This is a genomic window from Ruegeria sp. D3 (genome assembly GCF_056534465.1).
The window spans coordinates 115,432-134,046 of sequence record NZ_JBQFPK010000002.1; the positions used below are offsets into that span (position 1 = coordinate 115,432).

Below are 18,615 nucleotides of genomic sequence, written 5' to 3' on the forward strand. Positions count from 1 at the left end.
AAGCAAAAGGCAGAGATATTCATAACAGTGTTGATCAGATCACCGGTCAGCATTGAGCTCATCTTTCAAGGCGCGGGCGAGGCAGGTCACCAATAAAAGCAGGATAAAGACAAAGGGCAGGGCACCAAGTGCAATCATGCTGCGGACGGCATCAATAGAGCCGGACACGATCATCGCGGCCCCCAGCAAACCCAACAGAATGCCCCAGATCAACCGGATGCGCGGGGCGGGTTCAGGATTGCCGCCCGTTGAGAAGGTGCCTAGAACAAAGGCCGCACTGACCACACTGGTTACGATAAAAAGAAAAGCGGCAAGAATTGTCACAAGGGTTGTGACTTCGAACAAAGGTAGCCGCGCAAGTAATTCGAACGTCACTCTGTCGATGTTCGTTTGCGTCACCGTCATCAATTCACCGGTCCCGTACAGCGTATCGAACATTCCGATCCCTCCGAACGCACCGAACCAAATCATCGAAAACACTGTAGGAACAACCAGCACACCCAGGACGAACTCCCGGATCGTCCTGCCTTTGGATATGCGGGCGATAAACACGCCGACGAACGGACCCCATGCGATCCACCAAACCATGTAGGTGAGCGTCCAGTCCTTGAACCATCGGTTCAATCCGTCGTCGTAAAAGGTGAAGGTCTGAAACCCGCGCGGAATGACCTCGGCAATGTAGTCGCCAAAACTGCTGAGCACAGAATTCATGAGAAATTGCGTAGGCCCGAAAAGAACGACAAACGCCAGCAACAAACCAGCGAGGATCATGGCCAGATTTGACAGCCGCGACATACCCGCTCCAAGGTCGACCATCAGCGGCGGTAGGAAGCACACAACAAGAGCGACAAAAACCACACTGGTCAGCCAGACGCTCGCACCGTCTCCGCTGCTCAGAATGTCGATACCATCAGCAACCTGGAATACACCCATAGCAATGGAGCCACCGACACCTATGGCGATGGCGGTTATTGCCGCAAAGTCAGCAAACCAGCCAACAACACTGGCCCAACGCTCTCCCGGGAACAGAAAGCGTAAAGGCGCACTCATCATCATGGCTGTACCGCGCCGAAATGCGAAATAGGCGATACAAAGCGCCGTGGCGGTATAAATACCCCAGGCGTGAAGACCCCAATGAAATAGTGTTGTTGTCAGTGCTTCGTTTGCGGCCTCCGGTTCCGGGAGGTAGTCGCGCGCAAACGTGATATGCGTAAGGGGTTCGGCGGCAGCCCAGAATAGCAATCCCACGCCCATGCCGGCTGAAAACAACATCGCAAGCCATGCAGGCGTCGAAAACTCAGGTCTGTCCTCGTCTTTCCCTAACCGCACTAGACCGAGCGGAGAAACCGCAACTGCTATACAGAAAAACAACAGGCCCGTGACAGCCAGCATTATGAACCAGCCACGGCTTTCAAATGAGACCTCTACAAGCGCGCGCGATGTGTTTAAGGCTCCGCCGGGGTCGAGAATGCCCCAAAGGCCTGCGGCGGTGATAACAACAAGGGATGTCGCCAAAAGGGTCGTATTGGAGTTCATGTTGGCTCTGACGAAAGTGTCCTCACGGGATAAGCGACGCTATGGGGCGATGAGCAGCCTGATCTGACTAGTCCAGTTTGATTGTTAGCGCATAGAGGGTCACTGGCCCATTGGCACGACGGTTTCTGGAGCCGGTGGGCGGTATAGCCAAAGCAATAGCTTTTGACATCGGGAGTCTGTTCATTGTCAGTCCTGCAAGTTAGCCGGTTTTGGACTAGACGATCGTGCTGGAAAAGAGGCTTCATAGAGTGATACAACCCAAACTAAGGCCTTTATTCCGCTGGAACAATATCCGGAACACGATAGGCTCGAAACTCTTCGACATCCGGGCGATATGCCCGAAGTAGCAGGTTCCAACCATCTTCAGGCGTGAAGGCAAAGTTAGGTGCAAGTCCGCGACAGTCCTCGCCACCGAATGCAACGTCAAACGAGCCGTCGTCGTTGCTGACAACGCCCTGGTTTGAGCTGACGATGTTATCCGTGTCCGACATCAGGTATTTCTGCGGACCATACACCGTGATGGAAAAGAATGCATCGACCGGCACTTCCGCGAAGGTTGCCGTATAACAAGTGCCTCCCACCGCGTTTTCAGGACCACCAATAGCGTACATTGCGTTTTCGTCTGCCGACAAACCCCAGGCGCCTGCCGTGACATAGGTGAAATACTCCCAGTCCTCGACATCGGCGACCCGCTTCTGCATCGCACCGAACGATGAAGGCAGTTTGGAATACTCCGCCAGCAGGGCTGCGCGCACCCTTTCAAGTACCTCCGCGTCAAAGCTCTGCAGATTATCCTCTGACGCGGCACCTGAAATTGCATACTGTGGTTGGAGTTCTTCGGTCACCACACGCACATCGTCAGGCGTAGCATCTGTTCCGGTCCGAATGCCAACGGCGACGAAATCGGTCTCGAACTCCTCGGACGAGAATGTGTATTGACCGTCCCCGTACAGGTAGAACGGAGTCATGTGGTCTTCCGTAATGATCTGGATCGATAGGAACCTGTCGCCCACATCTGGCACATCCAGCGTGAACCCCTGTCGCGTATTAACAATCGCAATCGAATAGATGGTGTCGTTATTGGGCGAGACGACCCAGCGGTCGTCGGCGGTGGACAGGTTCGTGAAGTGAAAGAACTGGTTGATGCCAGAGCGACCCATGAAGTTCGCGAAGAACGCCCGGCTGTCTGCGTTGATATATTCGGCGGCGCTCATCCCGTAATCGTTCGGATCTGTGGACCAGCCGGAACTGTCTATATCCGGGATATCCGCCAATGACGGCGGTGCGATCAGAGTGCTGCAAAACAGGGCGGCAGCAATCTTGTGAAACTTCTTGGATGCGTTTTTCATTTTGTTTCAACCTCGACTGTCAAGTCAGTGCCGGGAACCGGAACATAGGCGCGAAGGACGCCATAAAACGGTGTTCCGGTCGGAATACCGTTCTGCCCTTCGCCGGACGGGCTGAGCGTCACGGTATAGGTGCCGTCTTCATTCGGCTCCGCTGTATAGCTGGTTTGATCGTAGATGCCCTTGTCGTTCGGGATCAGTAGCTTATTGGCGGACGCATAAACCGTAACGGAGAAATAACCACCGTCTTCGACGATGTTTGCAGGCACGGTCAGAACGTATGTGTCATCACCGTTAAAAGGCTGGCCGTTTTCGTCAAACGCCAGTAGGCCGTACCTCACCACGTTGGACGGCGTGCCAAGCTGTCCCTGAAACACTCCTACAGCAGCGTGAATTTCTCCCACATCACCTGAAACCGACCCGAAAATCTTGTCAGTATCCACCAGTGGCACGGCGGTTTCGATCAGCGTCAGTGCAGCCGCCTCGGTCTCAGGCGAAAATCGCTGCACGTCGCGGTCCATGTCGCCCTGACCACCTTCCATCACGATTTCACCGCTCAGTGCCATGACTTCGTCAAGATTGTCGACCACGACCATTCGGGTGAACGCAAGCCCTTGGTCGGTTTCAAGGGCCAGTTTGTGAAAATCGCCTTCGGGCAAGGTTTGCCCAGGCCGGTATAGCAGGATCGGCAATTCTGGGTTCACAATGACGCCTGGTATGTTGTGCTTCATGTCGAAAATCGACACTGAGAAGTAGCGGTCGTATCGCGGCGTGCGGATGATCGCGGGCCCCTCGGAAAGGCTGAACCAGTTATAGCCGTAATTCACTGTCGCCTGCGGCGTGATCACCGTGTCATCGGTGGGGTCGACGAGTCCCGTGAACTGAAAACTGCCCGGCTCGTTGGTTTCAAGCCAGCGCTGCATCATGCGCACTTGTTCCTGGTTGGGATACTCGCGGATATAGTTTTCGATGGTGTCCTGAGCAAATGCAGGAACAGCAAAGAATGGCAGAAACAAGATCAGAGTGTATAGCTTGCGTAGAAACATCTTGGTCAACCCCATATTGGAAACATAGGTTTTGGAAATTTGTTTACTAAACTATAATTGTACTAGTCTGGAGCAAGCTAAAACGGATAGTGCGCTCGCATGACGCACAATTTTGGCCGAAAATGGCCAATTTGGGCAAACTTTGTCATGCGTGAGACAAGCGACTTAGAGGCATGACCGAATAGATCAGAAATGAACGGAAAAATACCTTCTTTAACACAAGCGCTAGTGCCGGTCGCAGTGTTAGTCGTTCTCCTTGCGACGGCTTACTCCCTCTATGGAGAGCAAGCGGCATCCGGCCCCAATCAGATTGCGTTAGTATTTTGCGCGCTCGTTGCAATTTGGATCGGGCATCAAAACGGCTACTCACTAGAAGAAATGCGTGAAGCAGCAGTCCAAAGTGTCACAACTGGCATCACCGCTATCTTTATTCTGCTCGCGGTTGGATCACTGATCGGTACGTGGGCAATGTCAGGTACTCTGGTTGCCATGGTCTATTGGGGGCTAAAAGTTCTGCAGCCGGATTATTTCTATATGACTTCGGCGGTTATATGTGCCGTCGTCGCCCTCTGCATTGGATCCTCATGGACTGTCGCAGGAACGATTGGAATTGGATTGATGGGTGTCTCATCATCCATCGGACTCAATCCGGCAATCACGGCGGGCGCGGTGATATCCGGTGCTTACTTCGGAGATAAATCATCCCCGCTTTCAGACGCTACCAACCTGGCAGCAATTTCCTCGGGCGCCGATTTGTATGAGCACATTAAGGCCGCATTCTGGACTTCAGGGCCGACCCTTCTGATTACTCTGGCAATTTTCTGGTTTCTTGGCAGCCCGCAGGAATATGACGCTTCGCCTATTACTGAGGCAATTGCTGCCGAATACAACGTGGGCGTTGTGCCCTTCATTCCTTTAATTTTCGTTCTTGTTTTGGCAATTACACGTTGGCCTCCTTTTACCACCATTTTTTTGGGCGCACTTATAGGAGGCATTGTGGCTGTCGTTTTGCTTCCAGAACGGGTGATCGAGTTTGCGGATGCCGAAAACCTGCCGACTACGTTGGGCCTATTGAAAGGTGTCTGGTCAGCCATGGCCAATGGCTACATCTCAGATACAGGTCGGCCCGGAATTGACGAGTTGCTTTCGCGTGGGGGAATGGAAAGCATGCTAATCACAATTTGGCTTATTCTGACGGCACTGGCTTTTGGCGGCGTAGTTGAAAAAACTCGTGTTCTTGAACGAATTTTGAAGCCGATTGTGGACGCAGCAAAGTCCGTTGTCGCGCTCGTTGCGGCCTTGGTTGGGGCATGCATCGGTACCAATTTGCTCGCTTCTGATCAGTACATTGCAATTGTATTGCCTGGTCGGATGTTCCGCTCAACTTTTATCAAACGCGGGCTGTCAAAGACCGCTGTATCCCGCACTGTTGGCGACAGTGCGACTGTCACGTCCGCGTTAATCCCGTGGAATTCCTGTGGTGCCTACATGGCTGCTACACTCGGAGTTGCAACGGCCACTTACGCGCCCTTTGCATTTTTCAACCTGCTGAATCCGCTTGTTGCAATCATGCTTGCCGCAATCGCGCCTGCGCTTTTCCGAACGGACGATTCCGGCGGAGACGGTTCTGGTATCCACAAAAGTGACGTTTCATCAACTTCCAGCTGAACCCATTCCTTCATACGATTGATGAGAAAGCGACTGCTACGCGCCACAAAAAGATCTCGAGCTGCACGGACAATTGGTGGTTTCTAGTGTATCGGGTCGAGAAAGAGTGCGTGCTTTCAATCGAGAACCCTCTTGAAAAATACAAAGATACATCAAGCCAAGACACTTTCGGACTGCCAAGTGCCGTCGGTTTTCCCAAGGCGCGCGAACTTAGTTCAGGATAAATAACAGCAGTGCCGGCCTAGTAGAGACGAGTTTGGGTCGGTCTGACAGCATCATCTCGACTTTACTTTACCGCGACCGGAACCTAAACGCCAAATTTCTCTCGACACAACTCTCGCACCTGCTCCCAAGTGTCTTTGTATTCGGGCGTGCCGTCCGCTGCATAATGGAAGTTCTTCATTAAGCCAGTCAACTGCGTGAATGTTTTTCGTACATTTTCCTTGTCTTCGAACGTCGCCTCGGATTGCGTTACGTCATAAACGAGCTTGAAGGTTATTTTTTGCCTGTCCAACGGAACCGTCGCATCAACGTTGTCGAAAGGGTCTTGTCAGAAGAACTTTGCTTGAGCGGGGCAGGGCGGTTTCGTAGCGTCTGGGAATGACCAAACCTGCCGCCTTCAAGTATTTCAAAACCAGCCCCGAGATCATCCGCCTGGCGGTGATGCTGTACGTCCGTTTCCCACTCTCGCTTCGGAATGTCGAAGATCTGCTGCATGAGCGAGGCATCGACGTGAGCCACGAAACTGTCCGATATTGGTGGAACAGGTTTGGCCCTATGTTTGCATCAGAGATCCGAAGAAAACGGGTTCAGCAACTCCGAGCCTTTTCAAAATGGAAGTGGCACGTTGACGAGGTTTTCGTGAAGGTGAATGGCAAGAGACACTATCTCTGGCGGGCCGTTGATCATGAAGGCGAGGTGCTGGAAGCCATTGTCACCAAACGCCGAAACAAAGCTGCAGCACTGAAATTCCTCAAGAAATTGATGAAGCGGCACGGTAAAGCAAAAACCGTCGTCACGGATCGCTTCGCGTCGTACCAGGCCGCTCTCAGAGAGCTTGGCGCTACCGAAAAACAGCAGACGGGCAGGTGGCTCAACAACCGAGTCGAGAACTCGCACCTGCCGTTTCGACGACGCGAACGCGCGATGCTGCGTTTCAGGCACATGCGAAGTTTACAGAAATTCGCCTCCGTCCATTCCTCCGTTTGCAACCACTTCAACCAGGAAAGATCGTTAGCCAGTCGAGACACCTTCAAGCTGACCCGCGCCGCCGCTCTTAGCGAGTGGCGTCAACTTTGTTCCGGATAGGTTAGCGGTTTCCGCGGCACACTGAGACTGGTTCGAATTCGTCTGACAGCACCGCCACTTGCGCACATAGGTTGAAGCGTTGGTCAAACGCGCGCCTTATCGCAATCTGCACACCTTGTAATTAAACCACTCGGATTTCCGATTAACCGCAACATCCAATGCGGCCCGATTTCGCGTGATTATAACTCCGTTGGAAGTTGTGTGGCGATGTAAGGTGTCGGACCAACCGGTCATTCTTCGGTCTTTTCCAGACAGCACAGAGCGGTTGCCTGCATCGGTTATGCCCAGCTTGTCTATGAAAACACTGGACGAACCATTCTTGGTGACCAATGATAGCGCTTACAGTCCATCGGCAGAGATCAGGGTGACGATGTCATTTTTGCTTTGAAGCGCCCGCCGTTCAGAAGCGGGGCCTGATGGATCAAAGTCTGGTTGAATTGACCTCATAGGGCCAGTCAGACGCGGGAGGGACAGCGGACATGACTTGTTCGTTTTGTCTTCGAGGTAAGTTGGGCGATCCTTCGTCCCGGCGATGTCTGGGACAGTTGGGTAATGCAACACGTAAGACAAAGGGCCTGCAAAAGGTCCGTTCAATGATATCGCATTTAGGGAGGAAACAAGAATGCGTAATCTGCTTAAGACGAAGTCTCTGATTGTGGCAGGGCTACTGGCTACGACCAGCCTGGCGCAAGCTGAAGATGTCGAGGTTCTGCACTGGTGGACCTCGGGTGGTGAAGCTGCCGCGCTGAACGTACTTAAGGACGACCTGTCTGGGCAAGGTATCGGATGGACCGATATGCCGGTTGCTGGTGGCGGCGGTGAGCAGGCAATGACCGTTTTGCGCGCCCGTGTCACGGCTGGCAATGCACCGACTGCCGTTCAGGCCCTGGGCTTTGATATTCTGGATTGGGCCAATCAGGGTGCCTTGGCAGACCTGAACGAAGTCGCCGCGAAAGAAGGGTGGGACGATGTGGTCCCGGATGCGCTTAAAGCCTTCGCCAAGAGCGACGGCAAATGGGTTGCGGCTCCGGTGAACGTGCACTCGACCAACTGGGTCTGGGCGAACAAGGCGGTTCTGGATGCAAACGGTATCGCGCAACCTACCAACTGGGATGAGTTCGTTTCGGCGGTTGAAACACTGAAAGCGGCCGGGGTCACTCCGATCGCGCATGGCGGTCAGGCGTGGCAGGATGCTACCGTGTTTGACGCGATTGCAATGTCCACGCTGGGGCCGGACGGCTATAAGGCCGCCTTTATCGATCTGGACGAGGATACGCTGGGCGGTGACGCCATGAAAGAAGCCTTCGACCGTATGGCCTTTGTCCGCGACAACGTGGATGAGAACTTCTCGGGACGCGACTGGAACCTGGCCACCGCCATGGTCATCAACGGTGAGGCTGGTTTCCAGATGATGGGCGACTGGGCCAAAGGTGAATTCCTAAACGCCGGTAAAGTTCCGGGGCAGGACTTTTTGTGTTTCCGTTTCCCAGGTACGCAAGATCAAGTCACCTTCAATGCCGACCAGTTCATGATGTTCGACCAAGGCGGTTCGGTTTCGGCCGAACAGGCCGCGTTGGCCAGCGCCATTCTGTCGCCGAGCTTCCAGATTGCATTCAACAAGGTGAAGGGTTCCGTCCCGGCCCGGACCGACGTGGATGGCAGCGATCTGGACGCTTGTGGTCAGCAAGGCATGAAAGATCTGGCTGCCGCAGCGTCTTCTGGCAACCTGTTCGGTTCGATGGCGCACGGCCATGCAGCACCTGCATCGGTGAAAAACGCGATCTATGACGTGGTGACCGCGCATTTTAACGGCGAATATGACAGCGAAACCGCTGTGACCGAGCTGGTCGACGCTGTCTCGATCGCCAAGTGATCCACCTGTGATCCTTTCGATAGGGCGGCCTGAAAATCGCCCTGTCGTACCGTGGGTGACAAGCCCCCGGTTCCCCAATACGCCAAGCAGGAGGGCGCGCCATGGCTTCATCGGCCGACGCGGATTTCAAAACTCGTCTGCAGAACTGGATACCCAAGCTGGTCTTGTCGCCGTCGCTGGCGATGATGCTGGTCTTTGTCTACGGGTTCATTTTGTTCTCGGTCTACCTGTCCTTTACCGATAGCCGTATTCTGCCGACATATGGCTGGGTTGGTTGGGAAAACTACGACAAACTGTGGCGGCTAAGTCATTGGGAAATCTCGTTGAAGAACATGGGGATTTTCGCGGGGCTTTATATCGTGATCTGCACCTGTATAGGGCTTGGGCTGGCGATTTTCCTTGATCAGAAAATCCGCGGCGAAGGGTTGCTGCGCCCGATCTACCTGTACCCCATGGCGCTGAGTTTCATTGTCACCGGCACCGCGTGGAAGTGGTTTCTGGACCCCGGTATCGGGCTGGAAAACGTCATGCAAACATGGGGCTGGACCAATTTCGAGTTTGACTGGATAAAGAACCGCGACTTTGCGATCTATACTGTTGTGCTCGCCGCTGTCTGGCAAACCAGTGGATTTGTTATGGCGATGTTTCTGGCCGGTCTTCGAGGCATCGACAATGAAATCCTGCGCGCGGCGCAGATGGACGGGGCATCGAACTGGAACCTCTATCGCCGGATCATCATCCCGCAATTGCGCCCGGCATTCCTGTCGGCCTTCGTGATCCTCAGCCACCTTGCGATCAAGACTTTTGATCTTGTGATTGCCTTAACTGGTGGCGGGCCGGGTCGCGCGACCGAACTGCCCGCGACCTTCATGTATTCCTATACTTTCACGCGGAACCAGATGGGCATCGGCGCGGCTTCGGCCACGATCATGCTGATGACTATTGCGGCGATCATGATCCCGTATCTGTACGCTGAATTGCGGGAGAAACGCTGATGAGCCAAGCCTCGCAAGACACCGCAATTCGCACGGGCCGCGTCACGCGTACTCTGATCTATCTGGTGCTGCTGCTGTTTGCCCTGTTCTATATGCTGCCGCTTTATGTGATGCTGGTGAACTCGGTCAAACCTCTGGAAGAGATCACTGGCGGCGGCATGATGAACCTGCCGCAGGTCTTCACGCTTGAGCCTTGGCTCAAGGCGTGGTCTTCGGCCCAGATCGGGGTCGATCCGACCGGGCTAAAGCCCTATTTCTGGAATTCGATCAAAATGGTGGTACCGGCGGTGATCGTCTCGACCATATTGGGGGCGCTGAACGGCTATGTGCTGACCAAATGGCGGTTCAAGTATGACACCATCCTGTTCGGACTGATGCTGTTTGCCTGTTTCATCCCGTTTCAGATCGTGCTGATACCTATGGCACGGATGCTGGGCCTGATGGGTCTGGCGGGCACCACATGGGGCCTTGCTCTGGTGCATGTGGTTTATGGTATCGGATTTACCACGCTGTATTTCCGCAACTATTACGCCGTTTTCCCGACCGAGCTGATCCGGGCGGCACAAATCGATGGCGCAGGGTTCTTTCAGATCTTCTGGCGCATCCTGCTGCCCAGTTCAGGACCGATCGCCGTGGTGTCGATCATCTGGCAGTTCACAAATATCTGGAATGACTTCCTGTTCGGGGCCTCATTTGCGGATGCCAACAGCCAACCCATGACCGTGGCGCTGAACAATCTGGTGCAGTCATCCACGGGGGTAAAGGAATACAACGTTCATTTCGCAGGGGCCATTTTGGCGGCCCTGCCAACTCTGCTCGTCTATATCGTTGCCGGTCGGTATTTCGTCCGCGGCCTGATGGCGGGTTCGGTGAAAGGATAAGACCTCATGGGTTTTCTAGACATAGACAACGCGACCAAATCCTATGGCGCGGTCGAGGTTTTGCACAAGGTCGATATCTCGGTGCAAGAGGGCGAGTTTCTGGTGCTGGTTGGCCCTTCGGGTTGCGGCAAGTCGACCCTGCTGAACATGATCGCGGGGTTGGAAGAAATCACCAGCGGTGAAATCCGCATTAAGGATCAGGTGATGAACGGCGTCCACCCGTCGAACCGCAACATCGCCATGGTGTTCCAAAGCTATGCTTTGTACCCAAACATGACCGTTGGGCAGAACATCACCTTTGGGCTTGAGATGCACGGCGTGCCCAAGCCCGAACGTGAAAAGGCCATGGCCGAGGTTGCCAAGCTGTTGCAGATTGAGCAGTTGCTGGACCGCAAGCCCGGCCAGTTGTCGGGCGGTCAGCGGCAGCGCGTTGCAATGGGGCGGGCCTTGGTGCGCAACCCTGATGTGTTTCTGTTTGACGAGCCGCTCTCGAACCTCGATGCCAAGCTACGCGTGGACATGCGGACGGAAATCAAGAAGCTGCACCAGAATCTTGGCACGACCATTGTCTACGTGACCCATGACCAGATCGAGGCGATGACGCTGTCCAGCCGCATCGCGGTGATGAACGGCGGCTACGTTCAACAATTGGGTACGCCGCAAGAGATCTATGACACACCCGCCAATATCTTTGTAGCAACCTTTATGGGGTCGCCCGCGATGAACGTGGTGCCGGCCAAAGTGGTGGTGCTGAACGGGCGACCCCATGCCGAGGTGGCCGTCCATGACGGGTCAATGACACAGCTACCGTTCAGTCAAGATAACCTGGCCGCGTGGGACGGGCGCGAAATCCTGCTGGGCATTCGCCCTGAAACGATCACTGATATGGATGGGGCGGATCGCAAGTCCTCGAACATTGCTCAGATGGGCAATCGGATTGTTGTGACCGAACCGGCGGGCTCGGACACGTTCGTATCGATGCAGTTGGGTGGGCGGGACGTAATCGCTCGCATGCGGTCGGACGCCGAGGTCGCGCCGGGGCAGGATTTCACTTTTGCAGTGAACATGGAAAAGGCTGTGGCATTCGATCCCGAAAGTGAGATGCGGATCACGCCGTGATGCCCGAAGGGTATGATTTTATAGTGGTCGGCGGGGGCTCGGCCGGGTCGGTGATAGCGGCGCGTTTGTCCGAAGATACCTCGGCCACGGTCCTATTGCTTGAAGCTGGATCGTCGGATCGGCACCCGCTTTTTCATCTGCCTGCCGGGTTTGCCAAGATGACCAAGGGCATAGGCAGTTGGGGATGGACCACCGTGCCGCAGAGGCACATGCAGAACAAAGTGTTTCCTTACACCCAAGCCAAGGTGATCGGGGGCGGCTCCTCCATTAACGCGCAGATATACACCCGAGGCGCGGCGCAGGACTATGATGATTGGCGACAAATGGGCTGCGTCGGATGGAGTTACAACGACGTTTTGCCGTATTTCCGCAAGTCCGAAGACAACGACAGTTTCGAGGATGAGTTCCACGGCAAAGGCGGGCCGCTGGGAGTCTCGAGGCCTGTCGCGCCCTTGCCGATCTGCGATGCCTTCATCGAGGCCGCCGGGCAGGTCGGTATTCCCAAAACGTACGATGTTAATGGTGATCAGCAGGATGGGGCAGGCTATTACCAACTGACCCAGAGGAATGCACGTCGGTCTTCGGCGGCGATGGCGTTTCTTGCTCCGAACCGCAACCGTCAAAACCTAACCATTCGTACCGGCGCGCAGGTTCATCGACTGGTGGTCGAAAATGGACGGGTGGCCGGGATAGAGATGATGGATGGCTCGGTCCTGACCGCGGCGCGCGAGGTGATCCTTTGCTGTGGGGCCATTGGATCACCGCGTCTTCTGCAACTGTCCGGTATTGGCCCCGCCGATCATTTGGAGTCTTTGAGGCTTAAAGTCACATACGATCAGCCACAGGTTGGTGCGAACCTACAGGATCATCTGGATCTATACGCAATCTGCGAGGTCACCGGTCCGCATACGTATGATCGATTTGCCAAGCTGCCCTTTTCGGCTCTGGCTGCGTTGAAATACGTGTTCACGCGAAATGGCCCTGTTGCGTCGAGTCTGTTCGAGACCGGAGGGTTTTGGTATGCCGATTCACAGGCTCGTTCGCCTGACATACAGATGCATCTGGGCCTGGGGACAGGGATTGAGGCCGGGGTTCAGGCGATGCCGAACGGGGGCGTCACGCTCAACGCATGTTTCTTGCGTCCACGATCACGCGGGACAGTGCGTTTGCAAAGTTCGGACCCTATGGCGATGCCCTTGATCGACCCGAACTATCTGGCGGATCCTTATGATCGAGAGATGTCGATCCGTGGGTTAAAGCTGGTGCAACGCATTCTCGCCCAAGACGCTTTGAAGCCCTTTATTCTGGCCGAGCGACTGCCAGGGCCGGATATTCGAACAGATCAGGATTATTTCGACTTTATTTGCGTGCACTCAAAAACTTCGCACCATTGTGCCGGGACGTGCCGCATGGGGGTGGATGACGGTGCGGTTTTGGACCCACGTCTGCGCTTCAATGGGATCGATGGATTGCGGGTTGCGGATGCGTCAATCATGCCCACGGTGAACTCATCGAACACCAATGCGCCTTCGATCATGATCGGTGAGAAAGCTGCCGACATGATCAAACTGGATCACGGTATGTCCCTGTAGCCGCCCGCGCGGCTGCGAACGCGCGAACTCTTAGTGAGTTTTGGAAATGGCTTTCCCGGGCTCGGCTTGGATTAGCCGAACCGGGCAACCGGAGCATTTGGAATGTCTGCCAGTTCAACGGCCTTGTCGATCAGGAACAAAGCTTCCATCTTTGACGAGGCGCGCAATGCGACCACTTCGCCAACATGATACGAGAAATCTCGACCCGAAACACTGCCATGCGAGCCTTTTACGAAGCGATTGGCAAGTTTGTGCTGCAACTCGGCAGCGGAAACACCCGGCTTGCTTTCATGTATCAGTAGGAAAACGCCATTGCCCCAATAGGTGGCAAAATTCCGACCTTCCTGCGAGACAGTCAGTAGTTCATTGCCAGCGGCCGCCATGGCTTCGCGGAATTCCACCGAAGTTGCGGTTCGGAATATGTCGTCGACCTCAGCCACTTTGACGGCCATCATCTTGGACGCGCGTGAGTGCATTGTCGACAACTGTACGACATAGTTCTCAAACTCGGCCAAGCCGATACAACCGGGCAGGTCACCGAAATAGAGCGGATCGCTAAGGCGGAAATTGGTGTTAATCTCGGAATCGTTGACGGCATACACATCCGCTTCGATCACTTCGATGGCTGCGCGTCGTTCAGCTGCCAGCCTGTAGGCGTCGGAAAGCCGTTGTTTCAGATCGGCAAACTCGAACGGTTTCGTCACGTAGTCTGTGGCGCCGACCTCAAACGCTTCGTCGATGTACTGCTTTTGCACCATAGCAGTGATCATGATGATCGGCGTAAACTGATAGTCAGGAAGATTGCGCGCATGCTCGCAAAGTGTGATGCCGTTCATTTCGGGCATTTGGACGTCAAGCAAAAGACAATCGAAAATCTCGGTCGTTTCCGCAAGGATGTCGAGCGCCTCTTGACCGCTGCGAGCAGTCACTACGTCTTCGTACCCAAAAGCCCCCAGGACACAAGTCAGAAGCTCCAGGATGCTGGGGTCGTCATCTACGGCAAGTATACGCATAAACAGTCACCAATCTTTGCCACCACACTGACCTTGAGGACTCAAAAAGTGCCGCACAAAGGCCGGAGGGGCGTTGAATATCGCTTACACGCAGGCTGTCCGAGAAAAACGGCAAAAGGATGACGTATGCTGGGCGCGGAAGTGACCGAATATTTTTTTTCGGGTTCAGTCATACTAGCCGCAGAAACTGACATGTTTGGCTCGTTAGGGCCGGTCGCGGCAATCACAGGTTGGGCGGCGAAGTGATGCAGAATGACAGTTTCACAACCACCAGCCCGCGAGAGGTTAAATTTTACGATGGTGTAAGCTCTAAAACTGGCGAATTAAGGAATACAATGATGATTCAAGACGTTGTCTAATCAGGTTGAAACCACGATGCAGTGCATTTTTCGCAAAACCGCATGCTAAATATGCCAAAAACTCGCCCTGAATGCTCAATGTTTTGTATGGGATGTGAATTCGCCACACAATGACGCGATTACCGGAAAAAACATCATTTAGTTGTAGACGCAGCGATTCATATCTTGTCATAAGTGTGTCTAAAATAAGAGCAAAATATGGACCGACCACTCAGGTATGAACAGGCATACTCAGCGTCCAAGGTATTTCCGGACCTGGAGCCAGCCAATACGGCCCAACCCGTGCCCCAACCGTCGGCACGGCGTAAGCTATTTGCGTTCAAGCGCGACACGCCTGATCGCAAGCGCGAGCTAGGGAATGTCCGTGCGACCGCAATGAGCTTTCGCAACATGCACGAGCACGGCACATTGTTGGCAAAATATCTCGAGACTCGAAAAACGATCTTCATCGATCGCCTGCATTGGAATGTAGGTGAGGCGGATGGGATGGAGTTTGACCAATATGACACACCGGCCTGCCGGTGGGTCGTTCTGCATGAATTCGGCGAGGTTTTGGCGGGCGTTCGCCTTTTGCCGACGAACGCGCGCTGTGGGGCCTACACCTATATGCTGCGGGATGCACAGAAAGGGTTGTTGCGCGATCTTCCGACGGACATCCTGTTTTTCGAGGCACCGGCGAACCCCAAGATCTGGGAAGCCTCCCGGTTTTTTGTCACCGAGAGCGTACCGGCTTCTCGCAGGTTGGCCGTGCAGCAAGAGCTGTTTTTCAGGATGACCACTACGGCAGAAGAAAACGGCGCGACACGCATCCTGGGCATCGTTCCTTCAGTTTGGGCACGTTGGTCGCGCAGATTGGGTGTTGGGGCTGCTCCGGTCGGGGCAAAGTTCTCGATAGACGGTACAGTAAGCCAGGCGGTTTTGTTCAATATCCACAGCACGTCTTGACACTGATCCGAGCCCTCGATCGTAGGACCGGTAAAACAACTTGAGCGATTTGTCCGCGACTGGTAGATTATGTCAGGGTTTGATTTGACCCCAAGCTGGGTGATATGCTGCTAAATCGTTAAGATTAAACATAAAAACCTTTTAAGTCTCGGTGCTCGGCGACATTAGATCTGAGAGTTTTCGCCAAAATAACGCCAAGAAAAAACCCAATTTATCCAAGGTTTTTGCGATTTTTGCCGCTGTTTCGTCCTAGTCGTTTTCTATTCTGAGCCTGTTTAACAGGTTGAAAGCGGTTGACTAGTCATGAAGCATACGACTCCGACAAGTGATGAATTTCAGCGCAAATTGGACATGCGCGCGTTGAAGCGGACGCCTCTGAAAGTGCTGGCCGTTGACGACGAACCCGGAATTCTTGAGCTGTTGCAAACAGCTTTGGCCGAGTTTGAAAGCTGTCAGGTCTCTGTTGCCAGTTCCGCCAGCCAAGCGCTGCAGGTTATTAAAGAGGCGGAAACACCGTTCGATTGCCTTCTATTGGACATTCAGATGCCCGGTACCAACGGGATCGAATTGCTGCGGCAGATACGGAACACACCCGGAAACTCGGAAACGCCTGCCATAATGCTGACCGCCATGAGCGACCGAAAACATGTCGAAGACGCTTTTGCCGAAGGTGCGTTTGACTACGTTACAAAACCGTTTGATTTCTTCGAGTTGCGCAGTCGCATGAATGCGGCCCATCTGTTGATGCAGGAAAGGGTCCGCAACCGGATTTCATCGGTTTCGGTCAAGAACCTGCAAAACGTTCTCGACTACAACCAGCAGTTCAACTTTGAGGACCCTCTGTCTGTCGACGGTCTGAAACGGTGTCTGCGTTATGTCGAATTCGACAACTATATCGAACAACTGGGCCGCAGTCGTTTGTTTGACTCGTGGGTGACCGCCATCAGGTTGCAAGATGCAGCCTTTCGCTTTGATCTGAACGACTTCGGAGAGTTTCGTCGCATCATCGCGGATCTTGGAAAAAGCATTCAAGCGGGGACAGCCGAGGCCGAAGCTATTTTCTCATACCGTGGCAGCGGCATCTATTTGGTCGTGACGCATGGACGGTATTGCGCAGCAAAACTCCCAAGTGAAGATCAACTTAATCAGAACTTCGCTCAGATTTTGGCGCAGCGGAACGTATCAGGCGATATCCGTACGGTCATGAGTACACCAATCTCAATGAGGGCGTTGTCTAAATCGGGTGCTCTTGCTGCGTTCGACAAGGCCGTCGCGAAGTTGGAACTGCGCGAAAAGGGCGCTCCGGCCGGGCAGCAGGCGACGCAAGATCAGACGCCACATTCGCCCAACAAGACCAAGCCACGAGGCAGCTTGTTCGAAACGGTGTTGCGAGAGATGTACGGTAGCCAGACTTACCTGAATCGGGGTTGAGCCAACAATGTCCTACCTAGACAGGTGAGGCATTCAAAATAAGCGGGCCGCTTGTGCGCATCGTGAAAGTCAAAACCGGTTCTGGCAACGGTTCGTCTGACAGCGAAAACGCGACTTTGCGCAGCACTGAGGCCATGAGAACCATGATTTCCGTCTCGGCGTATTGAGCGCCAATACATATGCGCGGTCCGGCACCAAAAGGTATATATTGCCCTCGGGGTATGGTCCCGCCAAGAAAACGTTCAGGACGATATTGATCAGGTTCGTCCCACAGTTTCTCATTCCGATGTAACGAGTATACGGGGAAGAACAACGCGTCACCGTCTTCGATCTTAACACCGTTTATGTCCAGTTCAGCGCCTGCGTCCCTGGCGAAAAAGGCGGCTGATGGATACAGCCTGAGCGTTTCTTTGATGTGGGCCCTCAGCAGCGGCATGTTTTCCAAATCGGAATACTCCACAGGGCCATCCGGTCGAACCGACATGATCTCGTGTCGGACGCGGTTTTGCATTTCTGGGTGCAGCGCCAGCAGGTAATACCCCCATGCAAGCGCATTGGCCGAAGTTTCGTGTCCCGCGACCACGAATGTCAGAAGGTTGTCCACTGTCGTCTCAGCATCTTCAAAATCCGACTTTAAAGCCTCAATCATCAGATCCAAAAAGTCTTCAGGCTCATCGCGGCTTTCAGCACGACGCAGGTCGATCACCTGGCGGGCCAGATCGCGCATAGTGGTAACTGGCGCCTTGCTGCTGAGCCATTTCTTGCGCGGCAACCATTTCGGAAGGCCCATTAAGTCAAACAGGGAAAGGTCTGAAATATAATTAAAATATGCAATCAACCCAACGCGGATCTGCTCGGCGCTGACTTCTTCATTGCCCGAAAAAATGACGCGAGAGATATTGGTCAGTGTTGAGGCGGGCGCAACCTGGGCCACGTCGACTGGCCCGGGATGCTCGGCTAATGAATCCGCAACTTCAAACCCTGTTGCGGCAAAATGGCGGGCCAGAACCGGCAAGTTGCGTGCCGCAAATAAGGGCGAGTAGCGATGCCGCTGCTTCCGCCATTTCTCTCCCTCGGACAGGATGAGACCGTTCCCGACAGCTGATCCGATAATGTCCTTGGTGAATTTCGCTTTGGGGAAAGCGCGCCCCTGACCGACCAGCAACTCGGTGATCATTTCGGGTTCGCAGATATAGTGGATATTCAGCGGACCCCGGACGTAAGTTTCGCGCAGCGTTTCTGCGGGAATGACCTCAAGCATGTTGCGCCCTGCCGAGCGGGCGAATTGAAGCAATGTGACCGGCTCTTCGGCAAGCTGTGCCGAAACGGGTGTCACACCCTCGTGATTGGCTTCTATCTTTCCAATAGCGACCACAACCCCACCTCTTTGTTTGTCTCGCTAGCCTGTTCTTGCATTAAGGGGTAAGGGGGTCAAAAAGGCAATAAAATCGTTAATTTATAACGCACAGTGTTGTGTCTTTACCGGCATAGGCCAGCGAAGGT

Annotated in this window: 14 protein-coding genes; 9 read left to right on the plus strand and 5 right to left on the minus strand. The window is 54.1% G+C overall.

Going from position 1 to position 18,615, the window contains the following annotated elements; translation table 11 throughout:
* Nucleotides 1–39: 39 nt before the first annotated feature.
* The 3 genes from ACR0DX_RS03010 to ACR0DX_RS03020 form a co-directional block, all read right to left on the minus strand.
* Nucleotides 40–1,536, minus strand: a complete 1,497-nt coding sequence (locus ACR0DX_RS03010; RefSeq protein WP_480845114.1) for a BCCT family transporter — start codon at nucleotides 1,534–1,536, stop codon at nucleotides 40–42.
* A gap of 272 nt (nucleotides 1,537–1,808) precedes the next feature.
* Nucleotides 1,809–2,885 carry a DUF1254 domain-containing protein gene (locus ACR0DX_RS03015; RefSeq protein WP_170352686.1) on the minus strand — a complete coding sequence of 359 codons (1,077 nt, stop codon included), beginning with the start codon at nucleotides 2,883–2,885 and terminating at the stop codon, nucleotides 1,809–1,811.
* Nucleotides 2,882–3,943: a DUF1214 domain-containing protein gene (locus tag ACR0DX_RS03020; RefSeq protein WP_480845116.1), complete on the minus strand. Its 1,062-nt coding sequence runs from the start codon at nucleotides 3,941–3,943 to the stop codon at nucleotides 2,882–2,884. Before ACR0DX_RS03020 ends, ACR0DX_RS03015 begins: the two co-directional genes overlap by 4 nt.
* 177 nt (nucleotides 3,944–4,120) lie before the next feature.
* On the opposite strand from ACR0DX_RS03020, the gene ACR0DX_RS03025 reads away from it, so the two are divergent.
* The 7 genes from ACR0DX_RS03025 (at nucleotide 4,121) to ACR0DX_RS03055 (ending at nucleotide 13,364) form a co-directional block, all read left to right on the plus strand.
* Nucleotides 4,121–5,596, plus strand: a complete 1,476-nt coding sequence (locus ACR0DX_RS03025; RefSeq protein ID WP_170352687.1) for a Na+/H+ antiporter NhaC family protein — start codon at nucleotides 4,121–4,123, stop codon at nucleotides 5,594–5,596.
* A 600-nt stretch (nucleotides 5,597–6,196) separates the two neighbouring features.
* A complete protein-coding gene (locus ACR0DX_RS03030) occupies nucleotides 6,197–6,904 on the plus strand; it encodes an IS6 family transposase (protein WP_170352688.1) in 708 nt (235 codons plus the stop codon).
* Nucleotides 6,905–7,526: 622 nt separating this feature from the next.
* Complete coding sequence (locus ACR0DX_RS03035; RefSeq protein WP_170352689.1) at nucleotides 7,527–8,777, plus strand: ABC transporter substrate-binding protein; 1,251 nt, start codon at nucleotides 7,527–7,529, stop codon at nucleotides 8,775–8,777.
* 101 nt (nucleotides 8,778–8,878) lie between these two features.
* Entirely contained in the window at nucleotides 8,879–9,772 is an 894-nt protein-coding gene (locus ACR0DX_RS03040) for a carbohydrate ABC transporter permease (protein ID WP_170352690.1), read from the plus strand.
* Complete coding sequence (locus ACR0DX_RS03045; protein WP_170352691.1) at nucleotides 9,772–10,653, plus strand: carbohydrate ABC transporter permease; 882 nt, start codon at nucleotides 9,772–9,774, stop codon at nucleotides 10,651–10,653. The genes ACR0DX_RS03040 and ACR0DX_RS03045 overlap by 1 nt, the downstream gene beginning before the upstream one ends.
* A 6-nt stretch (nucleotides 10,654–10,659) precedes the next feature.
* Nucleotides 10,660–11,772, plus strand: coding sequence for an ABC transporter ATP-binding protein (locus ACR0DX_RS03050; RefSeq protein ID WP_170352692.1), 1,113 nt, complete (start codon nucleotides 10,660–10,662; stop codon nucleotides 11,770–11,772).
* On the plus strand, nucleotides 11,772–13,364 hold the full coding sequence (locus ACR0DX_RS03055; RefSeq protein WP_170352693.1) for an FAD-dependent oxidoreductase: 1,593 nt from the start codon (nucleotides 11,772–11,774) through the stop codon (nucleotides 13,362–13,364). The genes ACR0DX_RS03050 and ACR0DX_RS03055 overlap by 1 nt, the downstream gene beginning before the upstream one ends.
* A gap of 71 nt (nucleotides 13,365–13,435) precedes the next feature.
* On the opposite strand, the gene ACR0DX_RS03060 is transcribed toward ACR0DX_RS03055, so the two are convergent.
* Nucleotides 13,436–14,377, minus strand: a complete 942-nt coding sequence (locus ACR0DX_RS03060) for a response regulator (protein WP_170352694.1) — start codon at nucleotides 14,375–14,377, stop codon at nucleotides 13,436–13,438.
* Nucleotides 14,378–14,934: 557 nt separating this feature from the next.
* On the opposite strand from ACR0DX_RS03060, the gene ACR0DX_RS03065 reads away from it, so the two are divergent.
* Nucleotides 14,935–15,681, plus strand: a complete 747-nt coding sequence (locus ACR0DX_RS03065; RefSeq protein ID WP_353393350.1) for an acyl-homoserine-lactone synthase — start codon at nucleotides 14,935–14,937, stop codon at nucleotides 15,679–15,681.
* 303 nt (nucleotides 15,682–15,984) lie between these two features.
* The gene (locus tag ACR0DX_RS03070; protein ID WP_170352695.1) at nucleotides 15,985–17,112 is read left to right on the plus strand and encodes a response regulator; all 1,128 of its coding nucleotides are present in this window, start codon (nucleotides 15,985–15,987) and stop codon (nucleotides 17,110–17,112) included.
* Between the two features lie 16 nt (nucleotides 17,113–17,128).
* Here the strand turns inward: ACR0DX_RS03070 and ACR0DX_RS03075 are convergent, their stop codons facing one another.
* Nucleotides 17,129–18,487 (minus strand): cytochrome P450, encoded by a 1,359-nt coding sequence (locus ACR0DX_RS03075; protein WP_480845122.1) that lies wholly within the window; start codon nucleotides 18,485–18,487, stop codon nucleotides 17,129–17,131.
* Between the last annotated feature and the right edge of the window lie 128 nt (nucleotides 18,488–18,615).

Excerpts from the sequence above, each read along its gene's own strand:
- ACR0DX_RS03010 (WP_480845114.1), bottom strand. The coding sequence starts at position 1,536 with ATGAACTCCAATACGACCCTTTTGGCGACATCCCTTGTTGTTATCACC.
- ACR0DX_RS03015 (WP_170352686.1), bottom strand. The coding sequence starts at position 2,885 with ATGAAAAACGCATCCAAGAAGTTTCACAAGATTGCTGCCGCCCTGTTT.
- ACR0DX_RS03020 (WP_480845116.1), bottom strand. The coding sequence starts at position 3,943 with ATGGGGTTGACCAAGATGTTTCTACGCAAGCTATACACTCTGATCTTG.
- ACR0DX_RS03025 (WP_170352687.1), top strand. The coding sequence starts at position 4,121 with ATGAACGGAAAAATACCTTCTTTAACACAAGCGCTAGTGCCGGTCGCA.
- ACR0DX_RS03030 (WP_170352688.1), top strand. The coding sequence starts at position 6,197 with ATGACCAAACCTGCCGCCTTCAAGTATTTCAAAACCAGCCCCGAGATC.
- ACR0DX_RS03035 (WP_170352689.1), top strand. The coding sequence starts at position 7,527 with ATGCGTAATCTGCTTAAGACGAAGTCTCTGATTGTGGCAGGGCTACTG.
- ACR0DX_RS03040 (WP_170352690.1), top strand. The coding sequence starts at position 8,879 with ATGGCTTCATCGGCCGACGCGGATTTCAAAACTCGTCTGCAGAACTGG.
- ACR0DX_RS03045 (WP_170352691.1), top strand. The coding sequence starts at position 9,772 with ATGAGCCAAGCCTCGCAAGACACCGCAATTCGCACGGGCCGCGTCACG.
- ACR0DX_RS03050 (WP_170352692.1), top strand. The coding sequence starts at position 10,660 with ATGGGTTTTCTAGACATAGACAACGCGACCAAATCCTATGGCGCGGTC.
- ACR0DX_RS03055 (WP_170352693.1), top strand. The coding sequence starts at position 11,772 with ATGCCCGAAGGGTATGATTTTATAGTGGTCGGCGGGGGCTCGGCCGGG.
- ACR0DX_RS03060 (WP_170352694.1), bottom strand. The coding sequence starts at position 14,377 with ATGCGTATACTTGCCGTAGATGACGACCCCAGCATCCTGGAGCTTCTG.
- ACR0DX_RS03065 (WP_353393350.1), top strand. The coding sequence starts at position 14,935 with ATGGACCGACCACTCAGGTATGAACAGGCATACTCAGCGTCCAAGGTA.
- ACR0DX_RS03070 (WP_170352695.1), top strand. The coding sequence starts at position 15,985 with ATGAAGCATACGACTCCGACAAGTGATGAATTTCAGCGCAAATTGGAC.